This window comes from Verrucomicrobiaceae bacterium (assembly GCA_016713035.1).
In the GTDB taxonomy this organism is placed as follows: Bacteria; Verrucomicrobiota; Verrucomicrobiia; order Verrucomicrobiales; family Verrucomicrobiaceae; genus Prosthecobacter.
The window spans coordinates 311,408-337,056 of the sequence record JADJPW010000001.1; the positions used below are offsets into that span (position 1 = coordinate 311,408).

Annotated in this window: 14 protein-coding genes and 1 pseudogene; 7 read left to right on the forward strand and 8 right to left on the reverse strand. The window is 60.1% G+C overall.

The window, feature by feature from the left end:
- Window positions 1–106 precede the first annotated feature (106 nt).
- Window positions 107–934, reverse strand: a complete 828-nt coding sequence (locus IPK32_01330) for a hypothetical protein (GenBank protein MBK8090662.1) — start codon at window positions 932–934, stop codon at window positions 107–109.
- A 68-nt stretch (window positions 935–1,002) separates the two neighbouring features.
- Here IPK32_01330 and IPK32_01335 point away from each other — a divergent pair, with 68 nt between their 5' ends.
- The 4 genes from IPK32_01335 to IPK32_01350 all read left to right on the forward strand — a co-directional run bounded on the left by IPK32_01335 (window position 1,003) and on the right by IPK32_01350 (window position 4,164).
- Window positions 1,003–1,191 (forward strand): DAK2 domain-containing protein, encoded by a 189-nt coding sequence (locus IPK32_01335; GenBank protein ID MBK8090663.1) that lies wholly within the window; start codon window positions 1,003–1,005, stop codon window positions 1,189–1,191.
- A gap of 77 nt (window positions 1,192–1,268) precedes the next feature.
- Window positions 1,269–2,237, forward strand: coding sequence for a hypothetical protein (locus IPK32_01340; protein MBK8090664.1), 969 nt, complete (start codon window positions 1,269–1,271; stop codon window positions 2,235–2,237).
- Complete coding sequence (locus IPK32_01345) at window positions 2,219–3,322, forward strand: AMP-binding protein (GenBank protein ID MBK8090665.1); 1,104 nt, start codon at window positions 2,219–2,221, stop codon at window positions 3,320–3,322. The genes IPK32_01340 and IPK32_01345 overlap by 19 nt, the downstream gene beginning before the upstream one ends.
- A complete protein-coding gene (locus IPK32_01350) occupies window positions 3,319–4,164 on the forward strand; it encodes a sugar phosphate isomerase/epimerase (protein ID MBK8090666.1) in 846 nt (281 codons plus the stop codon). The genes IPK32_01345 and IPK32_01350 overlap by 4 nt, the downstream gene beginning before the upstream one ends.
- Window positions 4,165–4,226: 62 nt before the next feature.
- Here the strand turns inward: IPK32_01350 and IPK32_01355 are convergent, their stop codons facing one another.
- The 7 genes and pseudogenes from IPK32_01355 to IPK32_01385 all read right to left on the reverse strand — a co-directional run bounded on the left by IPK32_01355 (window position 4,227) and on the right by IPK32_01385 (window position 17,027).
- Window positions 4,227–4,826, reverse strand: a complete 600-nt coding sequence (locus tag IPK32_01355) for a transglycosylase domain-containing protein (protein MBK8090667.1) — start codon at window positions 4,824–4,826, stop codon at window positions 4,227–4,229.
- Between the two features lie 124 nt (window positions 4,827–4,950).
- Entirely contained in the window at window positions 4,951–9,654 is a 4,704-nt protein-coding gene (locus IPK32_01360; GenBank protein ID MBK8090668.1) for a choice-of-anchor D domain-containing protein, read from the reverse strand.
- Window positions 9,609–9,905, reverse strand: a complete 297-nt coding sequence (locus tag IPK32_01365; GenBank protein MBK8090669.1) for a hypothetical protein — start codon at window positions 9,903–9,905, stop codon at window positions 9,609–9,611. Before IPK32_01365 ends, IPK32_01360 begins: the two co-directional genes overlap by 46 nt.
- Window positions 9,906–9,978: 73 nt before the next feature.
- Window positions 9,979–12,740 (reverse strand): annotated as a pseudogene (gene fdhF / locus IPK32_01370) (formate dehydrogenase subunit alpha).
- 25 nt (window positions 12,741–12,765) lie between these two features.
- Window positions 12,766–13,302, reverse strand: a complete 537-nt coding sequence (locus IPK32_01375; GenBank protein MBK8090670.1) for a hypothetical protein — start codon at window positions 13,300–13,302, stop codon at window positions 12,766–12,768.
- The gene (locus IPK32_01380; GenBank protein ID MBK8090671.1) at window positions 13,295–13,654 is read right to left on the reverse strand and encodes a nucleotidyltransferase domain-containing protein; all 360 of its coding nucleotides are present in this window, start codon (window positions 13,652–13,654) and stop codon (window positions 13,295–13,297) included. Before IPK32_01380 ends, IPK32_01375 begins: the two co-directional genes overlap by 8 nt.
- Window positions 13,655–15,362: 1,708 nt before the next feature.
- Window positions 15,363–17,027, reverse strand: a complete 1,665-nt coding sequence (locus IPK32_01385) for an SLBB domain-containing protein (protein MBK8090672.1) — start codon at window positions 17,025–17,027, stop codon at window positions 15,363–15,365.
- A gap of 226 nt (window positions 17,028–17,253) precedes the next feature.
- Here IPK32_01385 and IPK32_01390 point away from each other — a divergent pair, with 226 nt between their 5' ends.
- From IPK32_01390 to IPK32_01400, 3 genes are all read left to right on the forward strand, one after another.
- Entirely contained in the window at window positions 17,254–23,250 is a 5,997-nt protein-coding gene (locus IPK32_01390) for a chitobiase/beta-hexosaminidase C-terminal domain-containing protein (GenBank protein ID MBK8090673.1), read from the forward strand.
- Window positions 23,251–23,286: 36 nt separating this feature from the next.
- On the forward strand, window positions 23,287–24,498 hold the full coding sequence (locus tag IPK32_01395) for a putative sulfate exporter family transporter (GenBank protein ID MBK8090674.1): 1,212 nt from the start codon (window positions 23,287–23,289) through the stop codon (window positions 24,496–24,498).
- An 89-nt stretch (window positions 24,499–24,587) separates the two neighbouring features.
- Window positions 24,588–25,616, forward strand: coding sequence for an alpha/beta hydrolase (locus IPK32_01400; GenBank protein MBK8090675.1), 1,029 nt, complete (start codon window positions 24,588–24,590; stop codon window positions 25,614–25,616).
- The last annotated feature ends 33 nt before the right edge of the window (window positions 25,617–25,649 follow it).

A 25,649-nucleotide genomic window follows, 5' to 3' on the forward strand; every position in this document is an offset into this window, starting at 1 on the left:
TGAATCCAGCCGCATGTGCCGGGAATCTCTGCCCGCCATGCAACCCTACACCTCGCCGCAAGTAGCCAGAACCATTGTTTTTGTGGAGCGATGTGTGGCTACAAACTTACTTAGTGACGTTCAGCCATTTCGAGTCAGGCACGAGCAAGTCATAATGCGGCGTTGAGCTTCTCAGGTCATATCGCACGACGAATTGACGCATGCCCACATAAACAAAATGACCGTCCACGACGATGGAGCTTGGATACAGAATTCCCCAATCCGTGTTTGGGATAAGGGTCGTCTTTTCTTTCTTCAAATTGACGCGCAATAGTGAATTCGTTGTAACGATGAGATAATCACCCGCTCCAACACGGGCAACCACTTCTGGAGAGCTCGACAGAGCAAGGAACTCCTCTGCTTTCCACTCTTCCCCCACCTTGAGGATTTCGATCATTGAACCGCGGGAGCCACCCAGATGAGCCAGCCCCTCAATCGCAAATAATCGATCTCCCTCGACTAAGAATTGATTAATCTGATGATCAGAGAGCTTCTTCCGCTTACTGCCATCCCCGTTAAACCAGAAGACTGCGCCCCCCCATTCCCCTTGGTTGTAAGCCACAATCCAACCGTCCCCGACCTTCGACATACGGAAAGCCTCCGCTTCGGTCTGGTCGAGTTTCACCCGTGTGTTAAATGGTGGAGCTACTCTTTTCTTCTCAAGCAACTGAGTCCTCAAACGAGCTACAACCTTCCCGTTGACCGATTCTACAGTCCAATCATGATCCGATTGATTCGCACGGGCCAAAAACATGTCTTCCAAGTCTAGTGCGTTCTTTTTTGGCCGATGAACGCTTTCCCATGTGCTGGGATCAGGATTGAATTTGGCATCGACTGCAAACCCATGATCGACCCAAACCAGCAGGAAAACAAAATCGAAGATGTAGTGCGTCATGTTTTTCACTATAGCATATCATGGAAGCAGGCCTGCCTACAATATGTTTCAGGGATTAAGCAGAGGCCATGCTCTCCGAAGCAGATCGCAATCTTGGTGATGGCGATCACGGCCTCGGCATGCAGCGTGGTCTGACAGCTGCCAAAGAAAAAATCTCCGCTACAGGTATCAAAAGAATCGAAAAAGCCTTTAACACACCCTGCATGGCAATGATGAGCAGCGTGGTGGAGCCGCCATCAGCTATAAGATATGCGTGACTACATCCTCTCCTGAGTGAAAACGGAGCACACTGGCGCTTGAATCCAGCCGCATGTGCCGGGAATCTCTGCCCGCCATGCCCGCCACGCCACTCTACGCCCACGAATACCTCCTCCGCAGTGGCGGAGCTATCAATGCAGCCTCCCAGCGACGTGAATTCGCGGGAGCACTCATCCGCAGTGGTGACGGTTACGGCTGCATCCATCCCTGGCCAGAATTCGGCGACTCACCCCTCAGCGAGCAGCTAAGCCTCCTCGCCAGCGGAATCACCACCCCCATCACCGACATGGCACTCCACTGCGCCGAGATCGATGGTGCCGCACGCCGTGCAGGCCTCAGCCTCTTCCACGGCCTACACATCCCACGCAGCCACTATTCATGGAGCTTCGCCGCAGAGACCGAGCCCCAGCTCCACACCGTCATCACGCAGCAATGGCCCGCCATCAAAGCCAAAGGCCACATCGACCACGCAGAGACGGCCCACTTCCTCAATCAGGCGGCACAGCACCTCGCACCACACGGCATCCGACTCCGCGTGGATTTCAATGGCGTGCTCACCGCCACTCAGTTCGATCAATTCCTCACCAGCCTCTCGCCGCAGGTCCTCGACGCACTCGACTTCATCGAAGACCCCTTCCCTTACGACGCAGATGCTTGGGAGGCCGTGCAGCAGCGCCACCGCATCCATCTCGCTCTCGACAAAAACTGGATAAACGGCACCCACGGCTTCCACACCGTCGTCATCAAGCCCGCACGCCGCGACTGGCGCAGCGTGGCCCAGCTCCATCCGCAAAAACGCCTCCTCATGACCAGCGCCATGGATCACGCATTCGGTCAGATGTTCGCCGCCTACCAGTCCGCCCTCGCCGCAGTCACCGGACACGACCTGCATCACACCGGCCTCTGCACCCAGCATCTCTTTGCGCCAGATGCCTTCTTTGAGCGACTCCACAGCCCCGGCGGCCAGCTCCAGCCCGATACCACTGGCGGTGGACTCGGCTTTGGCGACCTCCTTGAAAAACTGCCATGGAAACGCATCCGCTAACGCTCGACGACACCCTCTGGCAGCACGCCGCGCCCCCACCCGGCTACGCAGGCCATGCAGCGGACGAATGCTACTTCCAGACCAGCGGCAGCGAAGGGCAGCCCAAATGGGTCGTGCACACCCGCGACACACTCCGCATCAGTGCCCGCGCGGTCAATGCACACCTCCAAGTCACCGCCGCGGATCACTGGCTCCTCACGCTGCCGCTGCATCACGTCGGCGGCTTCAGCATCCTCGTCCGTGCCCAGGAAAGCGGCTCCCGCGTCACCCAGCTCACTGGCAAATGGGATGCCCATCACCTCGCAGCACAAAAACACATCACCCACACCTCCCTCGTCCCCGCGCAGGTCTATGACCTCGTCGCAGCACAGCTCCCCGCACCACCAGCACTACGGGCCGTACTCGTCGGTGGCGGTGCTCTCAGCCCCGACATCGAAGCTGCCGCACGCCGCCTCGGATGGCCCGTGCTCAAAACCTACGGCATGACCGAAACCGCCTCCCAAGTCGCCACCCAGACACTCAGCGGCACCGAAATGGCCATCCTACCCATCTGGCAGCTCCACACCGACTCCGACTCCATTTTGACCCTACGCGGCCCCGCACTCGCCAAAGGCTACCTCATCGAAAAAAGCCCCCACTGGCACTTCCAGCCCATTTCAGCCGAAAACGGCCTCTGCACCCGAGACCGCGTCACACTCACTCCAGATGGGTTTTTGCACTTTTTGAGCCGCGAGGCCGGAACCATCAAAATCCTCGGCGAACTCGTCTCCCTAGCCACCATCCAGGCCCAAATCGACTCCCTACGGCTCCATGAGCACCTCCATAGCAGCGACGCCGCCGTCTGTGACCTCCCAGATCCACGCCGCGAGTCCCGTCTCGTCCTCGCCGTCTCCCACATGCCGCCCAGCGCCGCCGCCCAGCTCCTCACCCAGCTCAATCAGCAGCTCCGGCCCTTTGAGCAAATCACCACCGCCCCACAGCACCTCCCCGCAATCCCCCGCAGCCACCTCGGCAAAATCCGCCTCGAAGCCCTACGTCACGCCTTGACCCACCTCAGCGTCTCATCACCATCCCCATCGCCATGAAATACCTCGCCCCGCTCCTCGCACTCCTCGGCACCGCCCTCCTCCTCCAAGCCCAAGCCGCCAAAGACGCCGCTGGACTCCAGCTCTACAGCCTGCGCAGCCAGTTCACCCTGCGTGGCGTGCCCTGGACACTCGATCGCGTCAAAGAATTCGGCATTCGCGAAGTCGAGCTCGCAGGCACCTACAATCTCAGTCCCACCGACTTCCGCGCCCAGCTCGATCAGCGCGGGCTAAAAGCCATCAGCAGCCACTTCCCCTACGCACGCTACAAAAACGATCTCGACGCCGTCGTGAAAGACGCCCAAGCGCTCGGCATCCAATACGCAGGCTGCGCCTGGATCGACCACAAAGACGCCTTTGATGAAGCCGAGTGCCGCGACGCCATCGCCGTCTTCAACCGGGCCGGAGAAGCCCTCAAAAAAGTTGGCATCACCTTCTTCTACCACTTCCACGGCTTCGAGTTTGAGAAACACGGCGACGGCACCCTCTTTGATCTCTTCATGGCCGAAACAAAACCCGAATTCGTCTCTGGTCAGATGGACGTGCTCTGGATCGTCTTCCCCGGCCAAGACCCTGTGAAGCTCCTGGAAAAACACCGTAGCCGCTGGGTGCTCATGCACCTCAAAGACCTCAAAAAAGGCATCGCCACCGGCTCCCTCAGTGGCAAAACCGATGTCGCCAACGACGTCACCCTCGGCACCGGCCAGATGGACTGGACCGCCATCCTCGCCGCCGCCCGCTCCGTCGGCGTGAAGCACTACTTCATCGAAGACGAATCCCCCACCTCCGAAGCCCAAATCCCCTCCAGCCTCACCTTCCTCCGCGCCAACGGCTTTGAGTGATGGCTGCGGCTTCCTCACATGGTTGTTCTTCATCACCCGCCTGCAACCACCATCCGACCGTCTTATGAGTGGAAAAGCTCGCTGACCATTTCGTCCGTGAGCTTTTCCAGCAACGCACGATCACGCATGAACTGCATCGGCGAACGCGAAAAGATCAGCAAAGAAGCAAGCTGGCGCTCATCCAGGGTTTCGAGAGGTTTTTGATAAAGTTTGCGGGCCAAATGCTGGATTCCCATGTGACCTTCAAGGTCGGCCATGTAGCGAAAGTACAGCAACTGCCGGTCCTGGACGCTGAGGTGCCATTTCAATGAGATCCGCCACAAAATCTGTCTCACACGCCATCTCAGTGAAGTGGTCTCATTCAGGCCAAAATTGCCCAGCAACACTCGAGTGATGTGAAAGTCATCTCCAGCCTCATGCTCGATACAACGGGCCAAAAAGGGCGGAATGACCGGCGTTCCCGCCCGCTGCTCCTCGACGAGTTTCATGATCTTGGGCAAACGAGGCCGGAAAGAGTAGATGTCCGAACGCAGAAACAAACCTCCCGCCAAAAGAATTCCAAGCAGCATCAACAAAGCGGGAACCAGCCAGAACAGACGACAAACCCGACTCCAGCAGCAGTAAGCCTGAGCTACTTTGATTTCTGGCTCAGTGTCTTTCACGGAGAAACCCGTGTTAGCATATCTATCAGGTTCAACTTCGCTGACCTTGCGCGGAGGCAATCCATGTCGCAGCCGGTGGCGAGGAGGTTTTTCACGTCCGAAAGCTGACGTGCCGAAAGAAACATCACTCCACCTCCACTCGGTAAAAAGCTCGGGGAATGTCGCCTGGCACGGTGCTGTCGGTGAAGCTTGTCGTCGGTTCCACGCCGGAAATGCTACTTCCCACCACGGTGTAGTTGATGAAGGCAGGCGTGTCGGAGCGCTGTACGCGGTAGGTCTTCCGGACTTTCGCCGCCCAAGTGACCGTCATCGCCCCGTTGATATCCCGCGCTGTGCCTGTGGCGCGGAAGACGGACGCCGCATCCATGCCGCCAGTGCCCGCGATGATTTCCTGGGCATCGCTCATACCGTCGGCATCCGAATCGGCCAGCAGCGGATTCGTCAGCGTCGTGTTCACCTCTTCCCAGTCGCCGATGCCGTCGCTGTCAGTGTCGTAGAGCAGGAAATCCGTGCCGAGCGTCTGTTCTTGCGTGATTGTCATGCCATCATGATCGGGATCGTCAGTCGTGCTCAGCGTGATCTGGTCGATCTGCGCCACGGCGTTCGTCAGTCCCTGGCTCACCAGCTTGATGACGAGGGTGCCGGTTTGCCCTTCGTATCCCTGCAAAGGTACATTCACCTCCAGTGGTGCCGTGCGTGCTGCCACGACATCCGGGCCGATGAACAAGGGAGGGTTGTCACCAAAATAGACAGCGATGAAGTCGCCGTCTCCCGCTGTAGTGAACTGGTAGCGGAATTGCAAGGCGTCCGCGCCCACTGGCAGTGTCAGCGTCTGCTGGATGCCCGCATTGGTGTCCTCAGTCACGATATAGGGCGATCCACTGCCCGTGACGCTACCAAAGGTGCTGAACCCGTCCAGAGCGGCTGATGTTAGCGGAGTATCAGCGGCCTCGCTCATCATCGCGAATGCCTGGTTCGCTGGTGCGGGGGCTTGCACGGTCATAAAGGGCGATAGAGCAAAGCCTCCGCCTTCCGCCGTTACTCCGTAAGCCGAATTGATATACCACTCTCGTGAGTAGTTGTGAGCAGCCACGCTAAACACATTCGCCCCCGCAATAGGATCGGAATAGAAGTTCGACAAAACATACCGCCGGTAGTACGTCCCCTGAGGCAGTGAATTGGATGTTTGAGTGATCGCATTGGGGTCGATGAGCAATGCAAGACGGCTGCTCAAAATTGCAGGCAGCTCGCCGAGGTCAGGCGCAGCCGCGCCTGCCAAAGTGCTGACATATCTCTCCATTACAGTCGGATTCATCAGGCTCGTGAAAACAGCTCTGTCTGGGATCGGTGTGTCCAACATCGTCACCTGAGAGACAGTTGCCACATTCCACCGTTTCAACAAGTTGGCAGCATCGCTAGTGACAAAACCTCCGGCACTATGCCCGATGAAGTGGATGGGTTTCGTCACATCAATGTGGTCAACACCAGGGGCGGACTCAGCCTTCACCCAGTTTGCCAGAGTGATGCCATAGCCTTTTGCATCAGGCTTGATGGCTTTCAGATTGTAAATGAACTCTCCCACTCCAGGTAATCCGGCGAGTATTGTAGCATTCGTTTTGAGTGCTTGAGCCACTAAGCTCGTGTCTGTTGAGCCAAGGTCTTTGAGAAATGGATTCGCCCCATACTCCCAACCAAAAATGACAATGTTCGGCACTGGCTTGCCTTCATCATGCAGACGACTAGCAATGGCATTGGCAAGTTCGCGTATCCACGGCGCATTTGGATTGTCTGTCAGGCCATGTGTCAGGACGATCAGACCATGCGGTATTCGAGTGGCATCAAACTGGAAAAGCTGTCCCTGGCTGTTCACAAAGGTTGCACCCGCTGGCTGACTGGCTGGATACTTCTGTCCCGGCTCATTGAGAGCTGGCACTTGCAGCGTTACCAACCTTGTAACCGTCCCGGTGCGGTTGAGTGAATCCGTAACCACCAGCTTCAATTTCACGCTTCCGCCCCTTCCAGGCACCTCTTTGTCAAAACTGCTGGCACTTCCAGTTTGCAGCACATCATCCAGATACCACTGGTAGGTCACACCCGTTGCAGCCGCCACAGAGCTACTCGCGTTAACCCGCCACACATAGCCACCTGCCTCTGGACGCTGATAGAGTCCCTTCACATTGACGAGAGTCACGCCCAGCGTGTTGCCGTCGCCCGTCACCACTTCATGCGGCGCAGAGGTGATCCGTCCGCTACTCCCAGTATAGCTGGCCGTGACCAGAATCTTTTCTCCGTTCGGCACAAAGGCACCTGCTGTCAGCCGATTGCCATAGACCACCACTTTTCCTAGGCCGTCGTAACTGAGCGCCGCACCTGTGGCACTCCAGGTCGCCAGTGATGTCACATCCACACTTGATGCTCCAGATTGCGCCCACGCTTGGAACTGGACGGATGAGTCCGCCGCGCAGATCGTCGGGCCGGTGATCAACAGCCCAGCCGTAGGCAGGCCCGGGTAATAGCCTGATCCCGTGAGCGTGATGTCAAAAGGGTTCTCATCGCTGTCGTTGTTGGCGATGTGAAGGGCCGCAGTCTTCGTCCCGGCACTGGTTGGGGCAAACTTCACCGTGAAGGTCGTGCTACCGCTCGGACCACTGACGGTAGCCGCTGGGAAAGAGGTCACTGTGAACTGACTCGCGTCCGCACCATCTTTGGTGATTGCTAGCCCGATAAGATTCGTGGTGCCGACGTTCTTGATCGTGAAGGTGAGGCTCGTGTTCGCCCCGACGACGACCGTGCCAAAGGACTTGCTTCCACCATCGGCGATATTCGTGTTTAACGGCTGTTCCACGGCGATCTCTGGCATGGGGGCAAAGCCCGTGAAAATATAGGCCGCGCCGGAGTCGCTGATCGCGCCGAGGATGTCATTGGGCGTGCCGGCACCGGCTTGCGCCCCTGTCGTGCTGCTGTCCTCCTCGATGGCCCCGACGACCACCGTGTCACCCGCCACGGCCACCGCGCTGCCGAAATTGTCATCCGCCTGAGTGGTACCGACGGCGGCGGGCTTCAGATACGCCTGCTGCGTCCACACCCCTGCGCTGCGCACGAAGACGTAGGCCGCCCCGGCAGCGCTCGCGCTCTCATTGGGCGTGCCCGCTCCGGCTTGCACTCCCATTATGCTGCTGTCCTCCCTGTTGGCCCCGACGACCACCGTGTCCCCTGCGACGGCCACCGAGGTGCCGAACTGGTCCCCCGCCTGCGTGGTGCCGACGGCGGCGGGCTTCAGATAGGCCTGCTGCGTCCATACCCCGGCGCTGCGCACGAAGACGTAGGCCGCCCCGGCAGCGCTCGCGCTCTCATTGGGCGTGCCCGCTCCGGCTTGCGCCCCCGTCGTGCTGCTGTACTCCGTGGGTGCACCGACCACCACCGTGTCGCCCGCGACTGCAACTGAGCTGCCGAAATTGTCATTAACCTGCGTGGTGCCGACGGCGGCGGGCTTCAGATACGCCTGCTGCGTCCACACCCCGGCGCTACGCACAAAGACGTAGGCCGCTCCAGAACTACCCGCGCTCTCATTGGGCGTGCCCGCTCCGGCTTGCACCCCCAGAGTGCTGCTGTCCTCCCCGGAGGCTCCGACGACCACTGTGTCGCCAACCACGGCCACCGAGCGGCCGAACTGGTCCACCGCCTGCGTGGTGCCGACGGCGGCGGGCTTCAGATACGCCTGCTGCGTCCACACCCCGGCGCTGCGCACGAAGATATAGGCTGCTCCGGCATTGGCGGCGCTCTCATTGGCCGTGCCCGCTCCGGCTTGCACCCCCGTCGTGCTACTGTCCTCTCCCCATGCCCCGACGACCACCGTGTCGCCCGCGACGGCCACCGAGCTACCAAACAGGTCCCCCGCCTGCGTGGTGCCGACGGCGGCGGGCTTCAGATAGGCCTGCTGCGTCCATACCCCGGCGCTGCGCACGAAGATATAGGCCGCTCCGGCACCGCCGGCGCTCTCATCGTGCGTGCTGTTCACCCCCGTCGTGCTGCTGTCCTCTCCCCATGCCCCGACGACCACCGTGTCGCCCGCGACGGCCACCGAGTAGCCGAATTTGTCAAACGCCTGCGTGGTGCCGACGGCAGCGGGTTTCAGGTACGCCTGCTGCGTCCACACCCCAGCGCTGCGCACGAAGATATAGGCCGCTCCGGCATCGGCGGCGTTCTCATTGGGCGTGCCCGCTCCGGCTTGCACCCCCATCGTGCTGCTGTCCTCTCCCCATGCCCCGACGACCACCGTGTCGCCCGCGACGGCCACCGAGTAGCCGAACCGGTCCCCCGCTTGTGTGCTGCCGACGGCGGCGGGCTTTAGATACGCCTGCTGGGCGATGGGGTCAATGGTAAGCGGGTAGCGCGCGCCGCGCTCCTCGACGAGCAATCGTACGCTTTTCTCCCCCGCAGCCTCAAAACGGGAGGTGAGCACTTTGCCGTCCGCATCCCAGACCTTCAGGCCGGTGTAGTTCAGCACGGTGGTGCCTGCGGCATCGCAGAACTCAACGCCCTTGGCATCAGCGCTGACTTTCGGGCGCAGGCTGCCGCGGGTGCCCAGCAGGAAGGTCAGTTCCTCGGCGGGATCTCCCTCCGGGCGGGAGTGGATCACGTAGCCATGCTCCAAGCCGCGCGGGTCATTGACCCACCACTCCTGCACGTCGGCATCCCACTGGTAGCTCAGGCGCTGGCCCTCGGCCTTCACGGTGGGCTTGCCGGAGACCTGGGCCTGCCGGGTGCCACGACCGTAGCTTTTCAGCTCCAGTCCCCAGGTCCAGCCTCCATCTCTCGGCGTGGCCAAAAAGCCGCGTCCATCGAACCGCGTCGTCCACTGCTGGCCCGGATTCCTCGCTTGCCACCCGCCCTCAAAGGCATGAAGGCATGACGGCCCGCCTCATACGCCGCGCGGATGCTGGACCAGTCGGACTTCGCCAATCCCTCGGGCACTTGGTCTGGCGCGATGAGCTGCTGGCTCTGCCCGCCTTGCTCCGCACAGAGCGGGGGTGCGAAGGCTAGCAGTAGTGCAAGAAAGAGGTGGCAGATGGTCTTCATAAGCGTGGCAACATAGGAGGAGGTTTCAAATTGCACGCCTTATTGGGGCGCTGGATACAGGTATCATGTGGTCTCACCCCATCTCCTGCATCCGCTTCTTCTTCGGCTTGCCAGCGCTTACAAACTCCACATCCGCCGCGATGACTTTGTATTCGGGGCACATGGTGTCGGCGTCGCAGCCTTGGCCGGTGACGTTGTTCACCATGGCTTCGGGGAAGTGGAAGGTGGTGTAGAGGATGCCGGGCTTCACTTCATCGGTGACGCGGGCTTCGAGCTCGACTTCACCGCGGGCGCTGCTGAGGCGGACGCGGTCGCCTGTGCGGATGGATTTGCGCTGGGCGTCGGCGGGATTGAGGGAGAGGTAGTCCTGCACGACGATCTCGCTATTCCCGGTGCGGCGGGTCATGGTGCCGCAGTTGTAGTGCTCCAGGATGCGGCCGGTGGTGAGGATGAAGGGGAACTCGGCCCCGTTGGTCTTCAGCTCGGTGGACTCCTTCCAGTCGAAGTAATGGAAGTGGCCTTTGCCACGCGCGTGAACTGCTCTTGGTGCATGATCTGGGTGTCCACGCCGCCTTCTTTGACGGGCCATTGCTTGCCGTTGATGTCGAGATTGGCCCAGGTGATGCCTTTGAAGAAGGGCACGATGCTGGCGACCTCGGCGAGCACGCCATCTGGCGTGTAATCGGCCTGCGGGAAGCCGAAGCGCTGCAGGACTTCGCACATGATCTGGCCGTCGGGCTTGGTGCCTTCCAGCGGCTTCACGGCGGCGTTCACGCGCTGCACACGGCGCTCGGCATTGGTGAAGGTGCCGCTCTTTTCGAGGAAGGAGGACGCGGGGAGGATGACGCTGGCGTATTTGGCCGTCTCGGTCATGAAAATCTCCTGCACGACGAGGAACTCCAGGCTTTCCATGGCGTGACGGACGTGATGCGCATCGGGATCGGTCTGCACGACGTCTTCGCCCATGAGCCAGAGGGCCTTCAATTTGCCTTCGATGGCGGCATCAAACATCTGCGGGATCTTCCAGCCGGGTTCGGTCGGCGTGGGCGTGCCGTAGAATTCGCTGTAGCGCTTCTGCACGTCGAGATCATTCATCTCAAAGTAGCCTGCGCCTTGATGCGGCTGGCAGCCCATGTCGGCCGCGCCTTGAACGTTGTTTTGACCACGCAGCGGGTTCACACCGACGCCGGGGCGACCGATGTTCCCGGTCATCATCGCCAAATTAGAGATGAGCATGACCGTTTTGGCTCCTTGCTCGTGTTCGGTGACACCGAGGCCGTGGAAGCTCATGGCAGCCTCCGCGCTGGCGTATTCGATGGCGGCAGCGCGGACGGTTTCGAGCGGCACGCCGGTGATTTTTTCCAGTTCGGCCAAATCGAGTGCTTTGAGGCCGGTTTCGAACTCCTCCCAGTTTTCGCAGCGTTTGCGGACGAACTCGGTTTTCACCAAACCAGCATCAAGGATGCAGCGGGCGAACATATTGAGCAGCGCGACATTCGTGCCGGGGCGGAGCTGCAGGTGATGCTTGGCATACGGCACGAGCTCGATCTTGCGCGGGTCGATCACGATGAGCGGCGTGCCCTTCATGATGTGCTGCTTCAGGCGTGCGCCAGTGACGGGATGTCCCTCGGTGGGATTTGCGCCGATGACCATGATGCAACGGGTGTGCTCGATGTCCTCGTAGCTGTTCGTGGCCGCGCCGGTGCCAAAGGACTTCTGCATGCCCCAGGCGGTCGGCGAATGGCAGACGCGGGCGCAGCAGTCGATGTTGTTCGTGCCCATCACATGGCGGATGAACTTCTGCATGAGGTAGTTTTCCTCGTTCGTGCAGCGTGCGGAGGAGATGCCGGCGACCGCATTGCCACCGTGCTCGTTTTTGATGCGGGTGAGGTTCGTCACGATGTGATCGTAGGCCTCGTCCCAGGTGCTTTCTTTGAAGCTGCCATCGCTCTGACGGATGAGCGGCTTGCGCAGGCGGTCCTTGTGATTGTAGAACTTGAAGGCAAAGCGGCCCTTCAGGCAGGTGTGCGCATGATTCACCTCCGCATCGACGGGAGCCTGGATGCTGAGCACCTGATCGCCCTTCGTGGACACGTTGAGATTGCAACCGACGCCGCAGTAAGTGCAGATCGTGCGGGTCTTCTTCGTCGCCTCGATGGATTTGGAGAAAAACACGTCACTGATGGCCGAAGTCGGACAAGCCTGCGCACAAGCACCGCAACTCACGCACTCCGAGTCCGCGAAGGACTGGTCGAGGCCCTTGATGATCTTCGCGTTGAAGCCGCGACCGTGCATGGAAAGCACATGCTGGCCCTGGATTTCATCGCAGGCACGCACACAGCGGGAGCAGTTGATGCACTTCGCGAGTTCGGAAGTCATGTAAGGATGCGAATGGTCCTTCGCACGATCCAGATGGTTCGCACCCGCCGGATAACGCACGCCACGAATGCCCACCTTCGCCGCCACGGTCTGGAGTTCGCAGTTTCCGCTCACCTCGCAGGTCAGGCAGTCCAGCGGATGGTCCGTGAGCACCAGCTCGACGATGTTTTTGCGCAGCTTCCGCACTTTTGGCGACTCCGTGAACACATGCATGCCCGCCGCCAAAGGCGTGTGACAGCTCGCCACCACGCGGCGCGGCCCATCGGCCTGCAAAGCCACCTCCACGCTACAAACACGGCAAGCACCATACGGTTCGAGCTGTGGCGCATCACACAGCGTCGGCACAAAGCCGCGACCTTTGTGGCGGTCGATGAAGTTGAGCAGCGTTTCGCCGGACTCGAAGCGGAGCGGTTCGCCGTCGATGAATGCGGTGAGGGTAGAGAGATCTTGGACCATGGGGGATGGGAGGATAGACTTAAACTTACAGAAGTTGGCTAATTCTGACGATGAGTCCATCAGGATTGAGCAACTGAACATGACTGAAATTGGGCGGGGCTGGCATTGGCTTTTTAGCAAGCCACTCATCAATGGACTTATACTGTTCGGGGCGAGGTTTGGGGAAATAGTGAATTCCAACCAGTTTGAAGCCATCCTTTAGCAGCCATACTTCCGAAATGCCTGTGTATCGATTCCCTGAACACGGCTCAACAGCACCTGGAGGATAAACCGTGGACTCCACACCTTCTAGTCCGCATACTGAAATGAGTTTTTCACGCTCGATTCCGTCTCCTCCTAGCGACGCAATTAATGGCTGTAATTCATGAGCCATCTGTGATTTAGATACTCCTGAGCAACTAGCGCCAAAGGTGAGTGCCAAAAAGGCAAGCACCCCATGCGTCATCGCCTTTTGAGAGAATGGAGGCACCAAGAAACCTCCAAGCAAAGGCACAAAGGCACAAATCACCCTGAGATTTTCGATCCATGGCAACTTTGCGTACTTGCGCTTCTTTTTATCCATAGAGCAGCCTCCCCTCATGCATGATTTTGTAGGTCAGGGAGGATACCACGTCCTGGTATGTTTCGAACTCAGAACGAGTGTGCACCATCACATCCTTTGGCAAGCCGAGTCCACGCAGCGTACGATTTGCTTGGCGCACTCTCTCCAAGTTACGCTCCTGGCTGGATGGAATCACCACCACCAAATCCAGATCACTGTCCTCCGTCGGCTCCCCCCAGGCGTAGGAGCCAAAGAGCCAGACTTGTGCAGGATGAAACTCCTCCACCAGCCGACGCGTGGCCTCTGCGATGACAGGCTCCGCCTTCTCGCGGAGCGAGGCAGCGATGACGGTGCTGTCAGTGGCGGCGACCATGGTTCAAAAGAAGATATGACGAAGATTCCTCCGCAGGTAGCCTTTGGAGAAGAAAAATCATGCGTTTTCAGTAGGTGAAGACACCGAGCAGTCCCCAGAGCGGTTTTGCCTGGTGGACACCGCCACTGGCAGGCCTCGACCATGCCGCCACCTGGTTTGGATAGGCCACCTTGGTGCTCCGAGACGCCATTTCCTGATGGGAATCGGCACCTCCCAGCCTCCGGCCTGCCATTTCCTGATGGGAATTGAGACTCTGCCTCCGTGACCATGCCGCCACCTGATGGGGTCTGACACCCCTGCGCCGCCGAGACGCCATTTCCTGACGGGAATCGGCACATCCCCGTCTCCGACCTGTCACTTCCTGATGGGAATCCGTATCTTCCTCTCTGACCATGCCGTCACCTGATAGGTCCTGACACCTCCGTGCCGCCGAAATGCCATTTCCTGATGGTAAATGACACCTGCCAGTCACCGACCTGTCACTTCCTGATGGGAATCCGTACTCTGCCACCCTGACCATGCCGCAACCTGATGGGTGCTGACACACCCGAGCCTCCGAGACGCCATTTCCTGATGGGAAATGACACCTGCCAGCCTCCGACCTGTCACTTCCTGATTCGTCCAGTCACTCACACCGCAGCGAGTCGCCACCACCCAATAGGAATTCCCGTTCCCGACCTTCCGACCTGCCAGTTCCTCATGGGAATCCACGCCTCCGAGCCATCTCCTTGCAGGAGGTCGGCGCTTTTTGAAACCGCAGACGCTCCGCCCATCCAGGCCCCATGGAGTTGCATGCATGTCTCCCGAATAACTTGAATTATTATGCTTCGCGTCGTGAGGTTTTGTGATTTTTTTAACCGCTCATTCGACGCTGACCCGACGCTAATCCCAAACCAAATATCAGCGTCATATTAGCGTCATATCAGCGGTTTAGATTCCCATCTTCATCTCATGAATTCACAAATCATGATGAAGCGAAGCATACAACGAACGCGAATGGGGCGCTGGAACCTCATCGGGTGCCAGCCGAAACGAATACGGTGCCGCCTGAATCGGCTGCCGAAGCAGCAGGCCGCACTCTTTGACAAGGGTCTTCAGCTTGCGGAGGTTTTGGGGCGTCTCGGGAAGGGATAGGTCCACATGTCAGTCCGAATCGCCCGCATTGCCGATGAGAATGGCCTCAAGCCCATGCTTTTGCATGGCTTGCAAGACCGCTCTAAGCAAAGGGGTGGCGTTCATGGATTACTAAGCGGTAGTTTCTCAGATCGGTATTGAATCCGGCCCTTCGAGTCTAGAAAAGAAATGCCGTTATACCATTTCGTTCGGGATGGCGGTTCGGCTGCTCCAAAAGGCAATTTGTCACAGTGAATAGTCGATGCAGACTCCATTGGCGTAACCATCCTCCAACCGCGAGAGTAAAAACTGAATCTAGCCACAACTTGCGCCCCATCAGGCAGCTTCCAGATTTCAGTTACACCTCCCCAACCTCCTCTGAGGCCCTGGTGAAAACGTGTTGAGCTTATGGACTCCAGTTTGCATTCGGAAATAAATTCCTTGCTGCGCAAAGGCAAGTCCGCCCCGAGTCGCCGAAGTGTCGGAGTTAGCCCATGTTCTTCCTGGGTTGTTTCGCAACTGGTGAGAACCACCAGCCAAAACAAGGGGAGCCATGATCTAATCCTCATATTATGTGGCAACAGTGATCAGTGTATCAGCTCTGAAAGTAAGGCTTCAGCTCCGCCTCGAAATGCTGGATGGCATTCTTGATCGGTAGCGGCACGCCACCGCCCAGCGCACAGAGCGACGTCTGCTCCATCGTGTCGAGCAGGTCGGTGATGAGTTCGCGGTCGATCTTGTAGCTGCTGTCGCCACGGGCTTTGGCGATCAACTCTTTGCCACGGGTGCTGCCGAGGCGGCAGGGGAAGCATTTGCCGCAGCTCTCGTCGGCGGTGAATTGGAAGAGGTGCTGGATGTACTCGATCATCGGCAGGCTATCGGGGATGCTGACGACACCGGCGTGGCCGAGGAGGAAGCCGGCTTTCCTGAAGCTCTCGAAATCGACGGTGAGCTGGGCGATGTGGCTCATGGGGACGATGCCGCCGAGCGGGCCGCCGATCTGGATGGCTTTCACCTTGGTTTTGAAGCCACCGGCGAGGTCGATGACGGTTTGCAGCGGGGTGCCCATGGCGACCTCGTAGATGCCGGGCTTCACGAAATGGCTGTCGAGCGAGAGGAGTTTCGGGCCGGTGGACTGCGGCGTGCCGATTTGAGTGTAGCCTTTGCCACCGAGCGTGAGGATGGCACGGAGGTTGGCGAAAGTTTCGACGTTGTTGACGATGGTGGGCTTGCGGTAGAGGCCCTCGTTCACCGGGAAAGGCGGGCGCGTGCGGACCTCGGGGCGCAGGCCTTCGATGCTGGCGAGCAGGGCGGTTTCCTCACCGCAGATGTAGGCTCCGGCGCCTTTGATGGTCTTCAGCACGAAGTTGAAGCCCGTGCCGAGGATGTTCTGACCGAGCAACCCCGCAGCATGCAGATCCGCGATGGCTTGATTCACGATGGTGACGCTGTCGGGGTATTCGGCGCGGATGTAGAGCACGCCGGTCTCGGCACCGGCGAACCATCCGGCGACCATCATACCGAGCAGGACGCTGTGCGGCTGCTTTTCCATGAGGTATTTGTCAATGTAGGCACCGGGATCGCCTTCGTCGGCATTGCAGACGACGTATTTCACTGCGCCCTCAGCAGCACGGCAGCCAGCCCATTTGATGGAAAGCGGGAAACCCGCGCCACCGCGTCCACGCAGGCCGCTGTCCTTCAATTCGGCGGCCAGGGCGTCGCGATTGCCTTCGGTGATCAGCTTCTTAAAGGGAGCGTAGTAGTCTTCGATGCCTTCAAATTTTGCGGTCAAGATCGCGGGCTGGTGGTGCGAGACGACGGCGTAGCGGTCCTCCGAGTCCCCCTGCCCTGTTTTGAAAAGTTCGCTCAAAGCGGCGTCGGACTGGCCGGAGTAGTTCTTCCCGCCGTATTGCAGCGCCGCGCCCTCATGGCAGCGGCCGAGGCAGCAGATGTGGCCGATCTCCTCCTTGGCAAAATGGCCCTCCAGCGTGTGGTGGAGCTTTTCCTGCGTCCCCGCGCACAAGCAGGCGCTGCCGTTGCAGACGAAGACCTTCTTGCCCTCATTTTCCTTCTTCATGAAGTCGTAGAAGGACACCGCGCCGAGCGTGATGGCATCGCCAAAGAGGTGATCCTGCCCCATCTGGCGGACGAGGTCGTGTTTTTCGGCGGTGCCGTGTTTTTCGGCAGCATCGACCATACGTTCGAAGACGTTTTTTTCGATGCCTTTGCGGAAGGAGAGGGCGCTGAGGTTTTTGGACATGTTTCGGTCACTTTATACGAGGGGACACTGCTTTTGCACGGCGGAAATGACCGCCAAGTTTTTTATTGTCATCAGGGGGCGATTCATGACAAAACGCAGCCCGGCAGGAAAACCGCCAGAACTGCAACACCTCCCCGATTCCGGGGTTTAGCCCGCTTCTTCAACCAGCCCACAGCCTAGATTCATGCCCAGACGCCATTTCATCCCGCTCTTTTTCGTGCTTAGCATGGCTGTTCAGGCCCAGACGCCGCGGGTGCGGCTGCAGTTTGATGGAAACCTCACGGACAGCTCCGGCGCGGGACTTGTGACAGCGGTGACGCCTTCGGCGGGCTTCACGCCGACGTATGCGACGGATCGGAATGGCGCGGCGAATGGGGCGATCGTGTTCACGAGCGGGCAAAGTCTGGCGCTGGAGGCTTCTTCGCTGCCGGGGAATTCGAATCAGGCGCTGGGGCTGCGCAATGCGGGCGGGACGAACACCTCATTCACGATGTGTGCATGGGTGATGTTCACCTCGCTGGGCGGCGGGCAGGGCTACAGCACGATTTTTGGCAATGCGGGCACCGGCGCGGGCACACTGCATGCGGGGCTGAATGTGAACAGCGCCAACACGCACTTCGGCTTTGATGGAAATGATCTGAATGGCGGCTCTGCGGCGCTGGTGACGAATGTGTGGTATCACTTCGCGGTCACTTACGACACGACGGCGTCGAACGGGCAGCGCATCTACATCAACGGCATCCCGGATACCACGCGGACGAGCGTGACGAACACGCTGAAGGTCGCGGATCTGCTCATCGGCAACCACGGCACGACGACGGATGCTGCGAACGATTTCAAAGGCCGTCTGGATGATGTGGTGGTCTATAATACCGCGCTGAAGGGGGATCAGGTTCTCGCTTTGGCGAATGGGGTGAGTCCGGCGAGCGTCCCGGCGGTGAATAGTTACTTCGCTCCGGCGACGACGGGCGGCTATCGCGGCACCACGGGCATGTGGGGCATTCGCGAGATCAAAGCGTATCCCGGCATGGCCTACGGCTCGCTGGTGAATGTGGACCGCATCCTGAAAGCGTATGCGACGACGCCCGGCGGCACGAAAGTGGACTACTGGGCTCCGGTGATCAATTTCACGGATGATGAGGCACCGGGGAATCTGGGCTACTTTGACAGCGAGGGTGACTTTGCGACGAACACTCCGGGCGCGGATGACAACATCCTGATCTTTGCACGGTGCAGCGTGAAGATCCCGACGGCGGGGAATTACACGTTTGGTTTTCGTGGTGACGATGGTGCTCGTCTGCGGGTGGTGGGGCAGCGTTTCACGGGCTCGACACGGCTGGGCGGGGGCAATGCGGACCCGGCGAACATGAGCGACACGCTGGTGTATCCAAACAGCTCGGGCGATAGCAATACCTTCGGTGTGGTGAATCTGGCGGCGGGCGAGTATGATCTGGAGTTCAGCTACTGGGAAGGCGGCGGCGGATCATCGATTGAGGTTTTTGCGGCTCCGGGAAGCAAGACGACCTTTGACGGCGCTTTTCAGCTCATCGGCAATGTGGCGGCGGGCGGGCTCGAAATCGTGCGGGACAGCGACACGGTGCCGACTTTGACCGCGAATGCCGGACCATCGGTGTTTGTGCATTCGGGCTCGCCCGCGAGCTTCACACTCGCGTGGAGCGTGGCGGAGCCGACGACGACGCTGAGCATCGATCAGGGCATCGGCGCGGTGGCGCAAAGCGGATCGCTGGTGCTGGCAGCGCCAGCGGTGACGACGACTTACACGATCACGGCGACGACGGGCCTCGATGTGGTCACCCGCAGCGTCACTGTCTATGTGAACTCGCCACCGGTGATCCCCTCCTTCACCGCGAGTGATACGACGGTGCTGCCAAACGGAGCCGTGACACTGAGCTGGAGCACGCAGGGGGCCGCGTCGCTCACCTTGAACCCTGGAAACATCAATGTCACCGGCACCACGAGCCGCGTGGTGAACCCCGCGAGCAGCACGACCTACACTTTGACCGCCACGAACGCGGCGGGCAGCACGCCGGCGAATGTGTCCATCACCACCGGCGCTGCGCCAGTGATCAGCAGCTTCACAGCGAGCGAGCTATCGCCGATGTATGGCAAGGAGACGACGTTGAGCTGGAGCGTGACGGGCAGTGACTCGCAGAGCCTCAATCAAAACATCGGCAGCGTGCCAGCGAGCGGCAGCGCCATCGTGGTGCCGCTGCTGAGCACGACCTACACGCTCAGCGCGGTGAATGTGTATGGCACGAGCACGGCGAATGTGGTCACGACGATCCCCACGCCGGTCGGTGTGAGCAGTGCGGGCTTCACCGCACGACGGGTGAGCAGCACGGTGGCGTTTCCTTTCAGCGGGCAGGGCTATCTGCAGAGTGCGCTGAGCCTGCTGGGCGGTCAAAACGCGGGCACCACGACGAATGGCGGCCCTTACACGATCATCAATTTCGCCGACGGCGCGGATGGTGACTTCACGAGTGGCAATGTGGCCTTCCCCGGCGGCGGTGGTGATAACTTTGCCGTGGAGATCACCGGCACGCTGGTGGTGAACACACCGGGCGAATACACCTTCATGGTGAACAGCGACGACGGCTGCCGCCTGCGCATCGACGGCGTGGATGTGATCGTGGATGACGCCACGCACTTCCCCGCCACCTCCAGCGGCCGCATCGTGCTGACGAAGCCGACGGTGAGCTTTCAGCTCGTCTATTATGATGTCAGCGGCGGTGCGAGCGTGGAGGTGAGCTGGGTGCGGCCGAATCAGACGTGGCAGCAGCTCTCCACTGCTGCTCCGGCGGCTCCGGTGGTGCGCGGCGGCCTCGTGATGAGCGAAATCGTCGCGAATGGCTCCACCCTGGCCGATGAGGACGGTGCCACGCAGGACTGGATCGAGGTGTGGAACAGCAGCAATGCCTCGATCGATCTCGCCGGGCACTTTTTGACGAATGTGGCCGGCACTCCGAGCCTGTGGGCCTTTCCATCCAAGGTGCTCGCTCCGAACGAATACCTCGTCGTTTATGCCAGCGGCAAAAATCGCGTGAATCCGGCGGCGAACCTGCACACGAGCTTCACGCTGCCCGGTGGCGGCGGTTACCTCGCTCTGACGAAAAGCAATGGCGCGGGCGGTTTCATCACGCTGACGGAATTCAATCCCTTCCCCGCGCTGACCAGCGGCATGAGCTACGGCAGCAGCGGCGCGGTACCAGCAACGGGCCACATGGAGGTGCCCACGCCTGCGGCGCCGAACGCGGCGACGTATCTCGGCTTTGTGCAGCCCGTGGCCTTCAGCGTGCCGCGCGGCCGCTACACCACCGCGCAATCACTCACGCTCAGCACCACAACCGCAGGTGCGACGATCCGCTACACCACGGATGGCAGCGAGCCGGGCTGGGCACGCGGCACGATCTACAGTGGCCCGATTTCTGTCACGGCAACGACGGTGGTGCGGGCGAATGCCTTCCTCGCCGGATGGAAGCCGACGGAGCCAGTGACGCACTCGTATGTCTTCCTCGATGATGTGATCACGCAGAGCACCGCGAACACCGTGTCAAAGGGCTGGCCGCAGTATCCCGTGAACGGCCAAGTGTATCGCTACGGCATGAACATGACCGCGGTGACGAATGGCGGCGGCGATGCCACCGCGCTGAAAAACGCCCTCTCCGCCGCTCCCACCGTGATGCTGAACATGAGCCCGGATGACTTCCATGGCGTGAGCACCGGCATTTACTCGAACCCGGGCCGCCGCGGGCGTTTTTGGGAGCGTGAGGCCTCCTTGGAGATCATCGAGCCCAATGGAACCACCACCACGCAGAAGGACTGCGGCGTCCGCATCCGTGGAAATGCCAGCCGCAGCACCAGCAACCCCAAACATGCCTTCCACCTCTACTTCCGCAGTTTGTATGCTGGTGATTTCATTTATCCGATCTTTGGCAATGAAGGCAGCGTGACCCGTTTCGACCAGATCGACATGCGCTGTGAGCAGAACAACTCTTGGAGCAGCGGCAACAGTGGCAACAACGCCCTCATGCGTGAGGAATTCGCCCGCCTCACCCAGCGTGACATGGGGCAGCCCTACTCCCGCCATGGCTTCTTCCATCTCTACATCAACGGAATCTACTGGGGCATCTTCAACTGGCAGGAGAAGACCGAGGCCGACTACGCCGCGAATCAATTCGGCGGCGATGACATCGACTACGACACCGTGAAAAGCGGCGGCGGCAGCCAGGGCTACAACACCGAGACGACCGATGGCAACGAACTCTCCTGGCGGCAGCTCTTTGACCTCTGCCTCGCTTTGAAAAACGCGGCGGATGATGCAACGCGGAACGCCATCTACTTCCAAATGCAGGGTCTCAATCCCGATGGCACACGCAATCCGGCCTATCCCGTGCATTTGAACCCGAACAACCTCATCGACTCCCAGCTCGCTACCTTCTTCGATGGCAGCTTCGATGCGCCGATGAGCACTTTTTTGAGCAACGCATCCAACAACTGGTTCGCCATCCGCAAGCGGGATGGCTCGCTCGGCGGTTGGATGTTCTTCCTCCACGATCACGAGCATGGCATGGGAACCGGCAATCAAGGCTACAACCGCGTCGGCCCCTGGGGCGATCCCACCGCCACTGGCAACAACTGGGGCCAGACCTGGACCACCAGCCAATACCGCACGCGAGAGACGTGGAATAAATTCAATCCGCACTACCTGCATGAGTTCCTGTGCTTCGCCCCGGAATATCGCCAGCGATTCAGCGACCGTGCGCACAAGCATCTCACTGGCACCGGCGCACTCACACAGGCCGCCGCCATCGCCCGTGCAGATGCGCTCGCGGCGCAGATCGATCCCATCATCCATGCTGAGGCGGCCCGCTGGGGTAGCAACACGCTCACCAAGACCACTTGGCTGAACACCGGCAAGGCTGGCGTGTATAATTTCATCAACACCAGCGGCCCAAATGTGGCCGGGCAAACCATCTGGCCATCGCAAGCACGCAACTTGACCGTTATCGAGCAGCTCAAAGGCTACACCGACAACGGCGCGAAGCCGCTTTTCACCCTCGTGGCCGATCCAGTGGTCAGCGGCGTCGCAGGTGGCCTCGTCACCGCGCCGCACAACCTCAGCATCACCAATCCAAACACCGGCGGCACGATTTACTACACGCTCGATGGTAGCGACCCGCGCCTCATCGGCGGCGGTGTCAGCAGCAGCGCCCTTACGGGTGCCTCACCGCTCAATCTCACGCTCAATGCCTCCACCACGCTGAAAGCACGCATCTTTGACAGCGGCACCGGTGAGTGGAGCGGTCTCATCGAGAACGTCTATCTCCTAGCCGTGCCCGCCACCGCGTCGAACACCGTCATCTCGAAAATCCACTACCGCCCAGCCACGGGCGTCACCACCGGCGAGTTCATGGAGATCATGAACATCGGCACGCAGGACAGTGTTTTGACGAACTGCCGCTTCACCCTCGGCATCACCTACACCTTCCCCGCGAACTACATCCTGCCTGCTGGCGCACGCTGCGTCATCGTCGAAAACCAGACCGCCTTTGCCGCCGCATTCCCCGCCGTGACTATCGCAGGTCAATACAGCGGTGGTTTGAGCAACAGCGGCGAGAGACTGCTCTTCATCGACAACCTCGGTGCCACGATCAAAGACTTCACCTATGGCGTCAGCGGTGCCTGGCCCACCGCCGCGAACGGCACCGGTCCCTGCCTCGTCCTCCTGCGGCCAGAAACCAATCCCGCCCACGGCACCGGCACCAACTGGCGTGCCAGCACCAGCAATGGCGGCGCACCCGGCACTGAGGAGGCCACCCGCATCGCCTCTTGGCTCAATGCCAATGCCATCCTCGACCTCACCGGCCTCGGCGACAAAGACAACGACGGCCTCCAAGACCTGCTCGAATACGCCCTCGGCACCCACCCCGGCGTCCACAGCACCAGTGGCCTAACGACCGGCATCGCCAGCGTTTCCAGCCAGGATTACATGACCCTCATCCTCACAAAGCCCATCGGCCGGGATGATGTGAGCTACCAGGCCGAATCCAGCACCAGCCTCACCTCCTGGACCAATGCCATCCTCGTCAGCACCACGCCCGATTTTTCCACTGGCACCGAAACTCAAGTCTGGCGGCATGTGGACCCCAAAACCAGCGCCACAAAGCAGTTCCTGCGAATGAAGATCACACGCATTCCGTGACAAAACTTCAGCAAGTCACAGCGTTTGCCTCTTTCCATGTCCGACTCACCGAATCCTGCCGCCGCCCCATCCGCCTATCCCTCGCCCACACCTTCCACTGCGCCGTGGTGGAAAACGGAGGACTGGAAGGCCGTTTTTGCCGCACTACCGATCCTGGTCGCAGTGGCCTCTGGCTGGGTGCCGGTGCTGTGGATGATGTTTGCGCTCTTCATCGTGCTCTCGGCCCTCTTTTTGGGCAAGGAGGTAATCCTCGGCTCCATCGTTGTCTTGGCGCTGGCCTGGGGAGCGCAGGAGATCGCGGCCCTTTCCAGTGTAAGGCAATGGGGGCTCGAATACGTCGTCTTTGCGCTCGGTTTGGGCCTGATTTGGAGCCATACACTGCCAGTGCCAGAGTGGCTGCGTGCAGCCGTGCGGACAGAGTTTTTCATCAAAGTGGGCATCGTCCTGCTCGGAGCCACCATCCTGCTCCCAGAGATGCTCAAAGCGGGCACACCTGGCCTGATCCAGGGGGCGCTGGTCATTCCGGTCGTCTGGTATGCCTGCTTCTTCATCGCCCGGAAGCTGAAGGTGGATGACGAGTTCGCCGTGATGCTCTCCACCGCCGTGTCGATCTGCGGCGTGTCCGCCGCCATCGCCGCCTGTGGGGCCATCCAGGGTGATCGCAAGAAGCTCAGCTACGTCACCTCCATCGTCCTGCTCTGCGCCGTGCCGATGATGATCGTGATGCCCATCGTGATCAAACAAATGGGCCTCAGTGAAGCCGTCGGCGGAGCATGGCTCGGTGGCACGCTGGACACCAGCGGCAGCGTGGCCGCAGCCACCGAGCAAGTGGGCAAGGATGCCACCAAAATCGGCGTGATCGTCAAACTCAGCCAGAATGTGCTCATCGGCGTGGCAGCCTTTGTCTTGAGTGTGTGGTGGAGCATGCGCGGCAGTGCAGCGGGAGGTCAAAAAGTCTCCGCCGCAGTGATCTGGGAGCGCTTTCCGAAATTCGTCATCGGCTTCGTCCTCGCCTCCGTCATTTTCTCCTACCTCGTGCCTGCCGAGACCGCCGCAGCAGTCAGTAAGCCGCTCAAAGCCATCCGCGAAATCTGGTTCGCCGCTGCCTTCGTCTGCATCGGCCTGGAGACTCGCCTCGGAGAGCTCTTCAAGCTCGGCGGCGGCCGCCCCGCTCTCGCCTTCCTCGGTGGCCAGGTCTTCAACATCGCCTGGACGCTGGTGCTGGCACTGTGGCTCTTCGGGAAGTGATGCCATCGTCCATTCTCCACTGGAATCACGCCACACCTTCGCTGGTGAAAATGGATACGCATCCGATTCCGCTCAACCATCCCACCTCCATGCGCTCACTCATCCTCCTCCCGCTTCTCACGCTCACCTTGGCGGCACAGCAGCCGCAGCAGCCAAAACCGGCACCGACCAAGCTCGCACCAGAAATCACCGCCGCGCTCGAAGCGCATCCAGGCGTGGTTTTTGCCCGCTATGGGCAGCGGGAGATGCAGCTCGATCTGTGGCGACCACGGTCAGCCCCCTCGCAGCCGCTGCCAGCCATCATCTGCATCCATGGCGGCGGTTGGTTCAAAGGCGAGCGCTCGGTGATGGCCAATCTGGCGCAGGCTCTCGCCGCGAAGGGCTTCGTGGTCGCCACCATCAGCTACCGCCTCAGTGGTGAGGCGAAATTCCCCGCCGCTATCCAAGACTGCAAGGCCGCTGTGCGCTTCCTCCGCGCCAATGCTGCGAAATATGGCATCAATCCGTCTGCCATCGGTGTCACTGGACTCTCCGCAGGCGGCCACCTCGCGGCGCTACTGACCACTAGCAGCGGCGTGCAGACTCTCGAAGGCGACGGCCGCCACGCAGACACCTCTAGCGCCGTGCAGGCCGGTATCGCCATGGGGGCGCAGAGTGACCTCGAGAGTCCGCGCATCGGCGAGCTCAGTGGCAAGCCGGATGATCCTTTTTACCGCACCTTCCTTGGTGATTCACAGGCGGCGATCCCGCAGACCTATGCGCTCGCCTCACCGCGGCATCATTTGGATAAAAGCGATCCGCCCATTCTCTTCATGAGTGGTGCGCTCGATGATGCCAGCACCCACGCCGTGGATGCACGCGCGGATCTGGCAAAGCTCGGCATCCCCACCGGCCTCACCCTCATCCCGCAGGCCCCACATGCCTTCCTCGGCCAACAAAAAGCCTTTGATACCTGTGTAGCGGCCAGCACCGAGTTCTTCACCCAGCATCTGAAGGGCACTCCTGGAAACTCAAAATCTGCACCAAACCCGATCAAAGAGTGGCGTCGCGCGATGAGTTGCGGCAAGGAAAGGCGTGGCAAGTTTTATTCCTTTTGGCAATCCTGGTCTCTTCGATGAGTTCGTTCAAAACCTTGATGTGGCAGCCTTCGA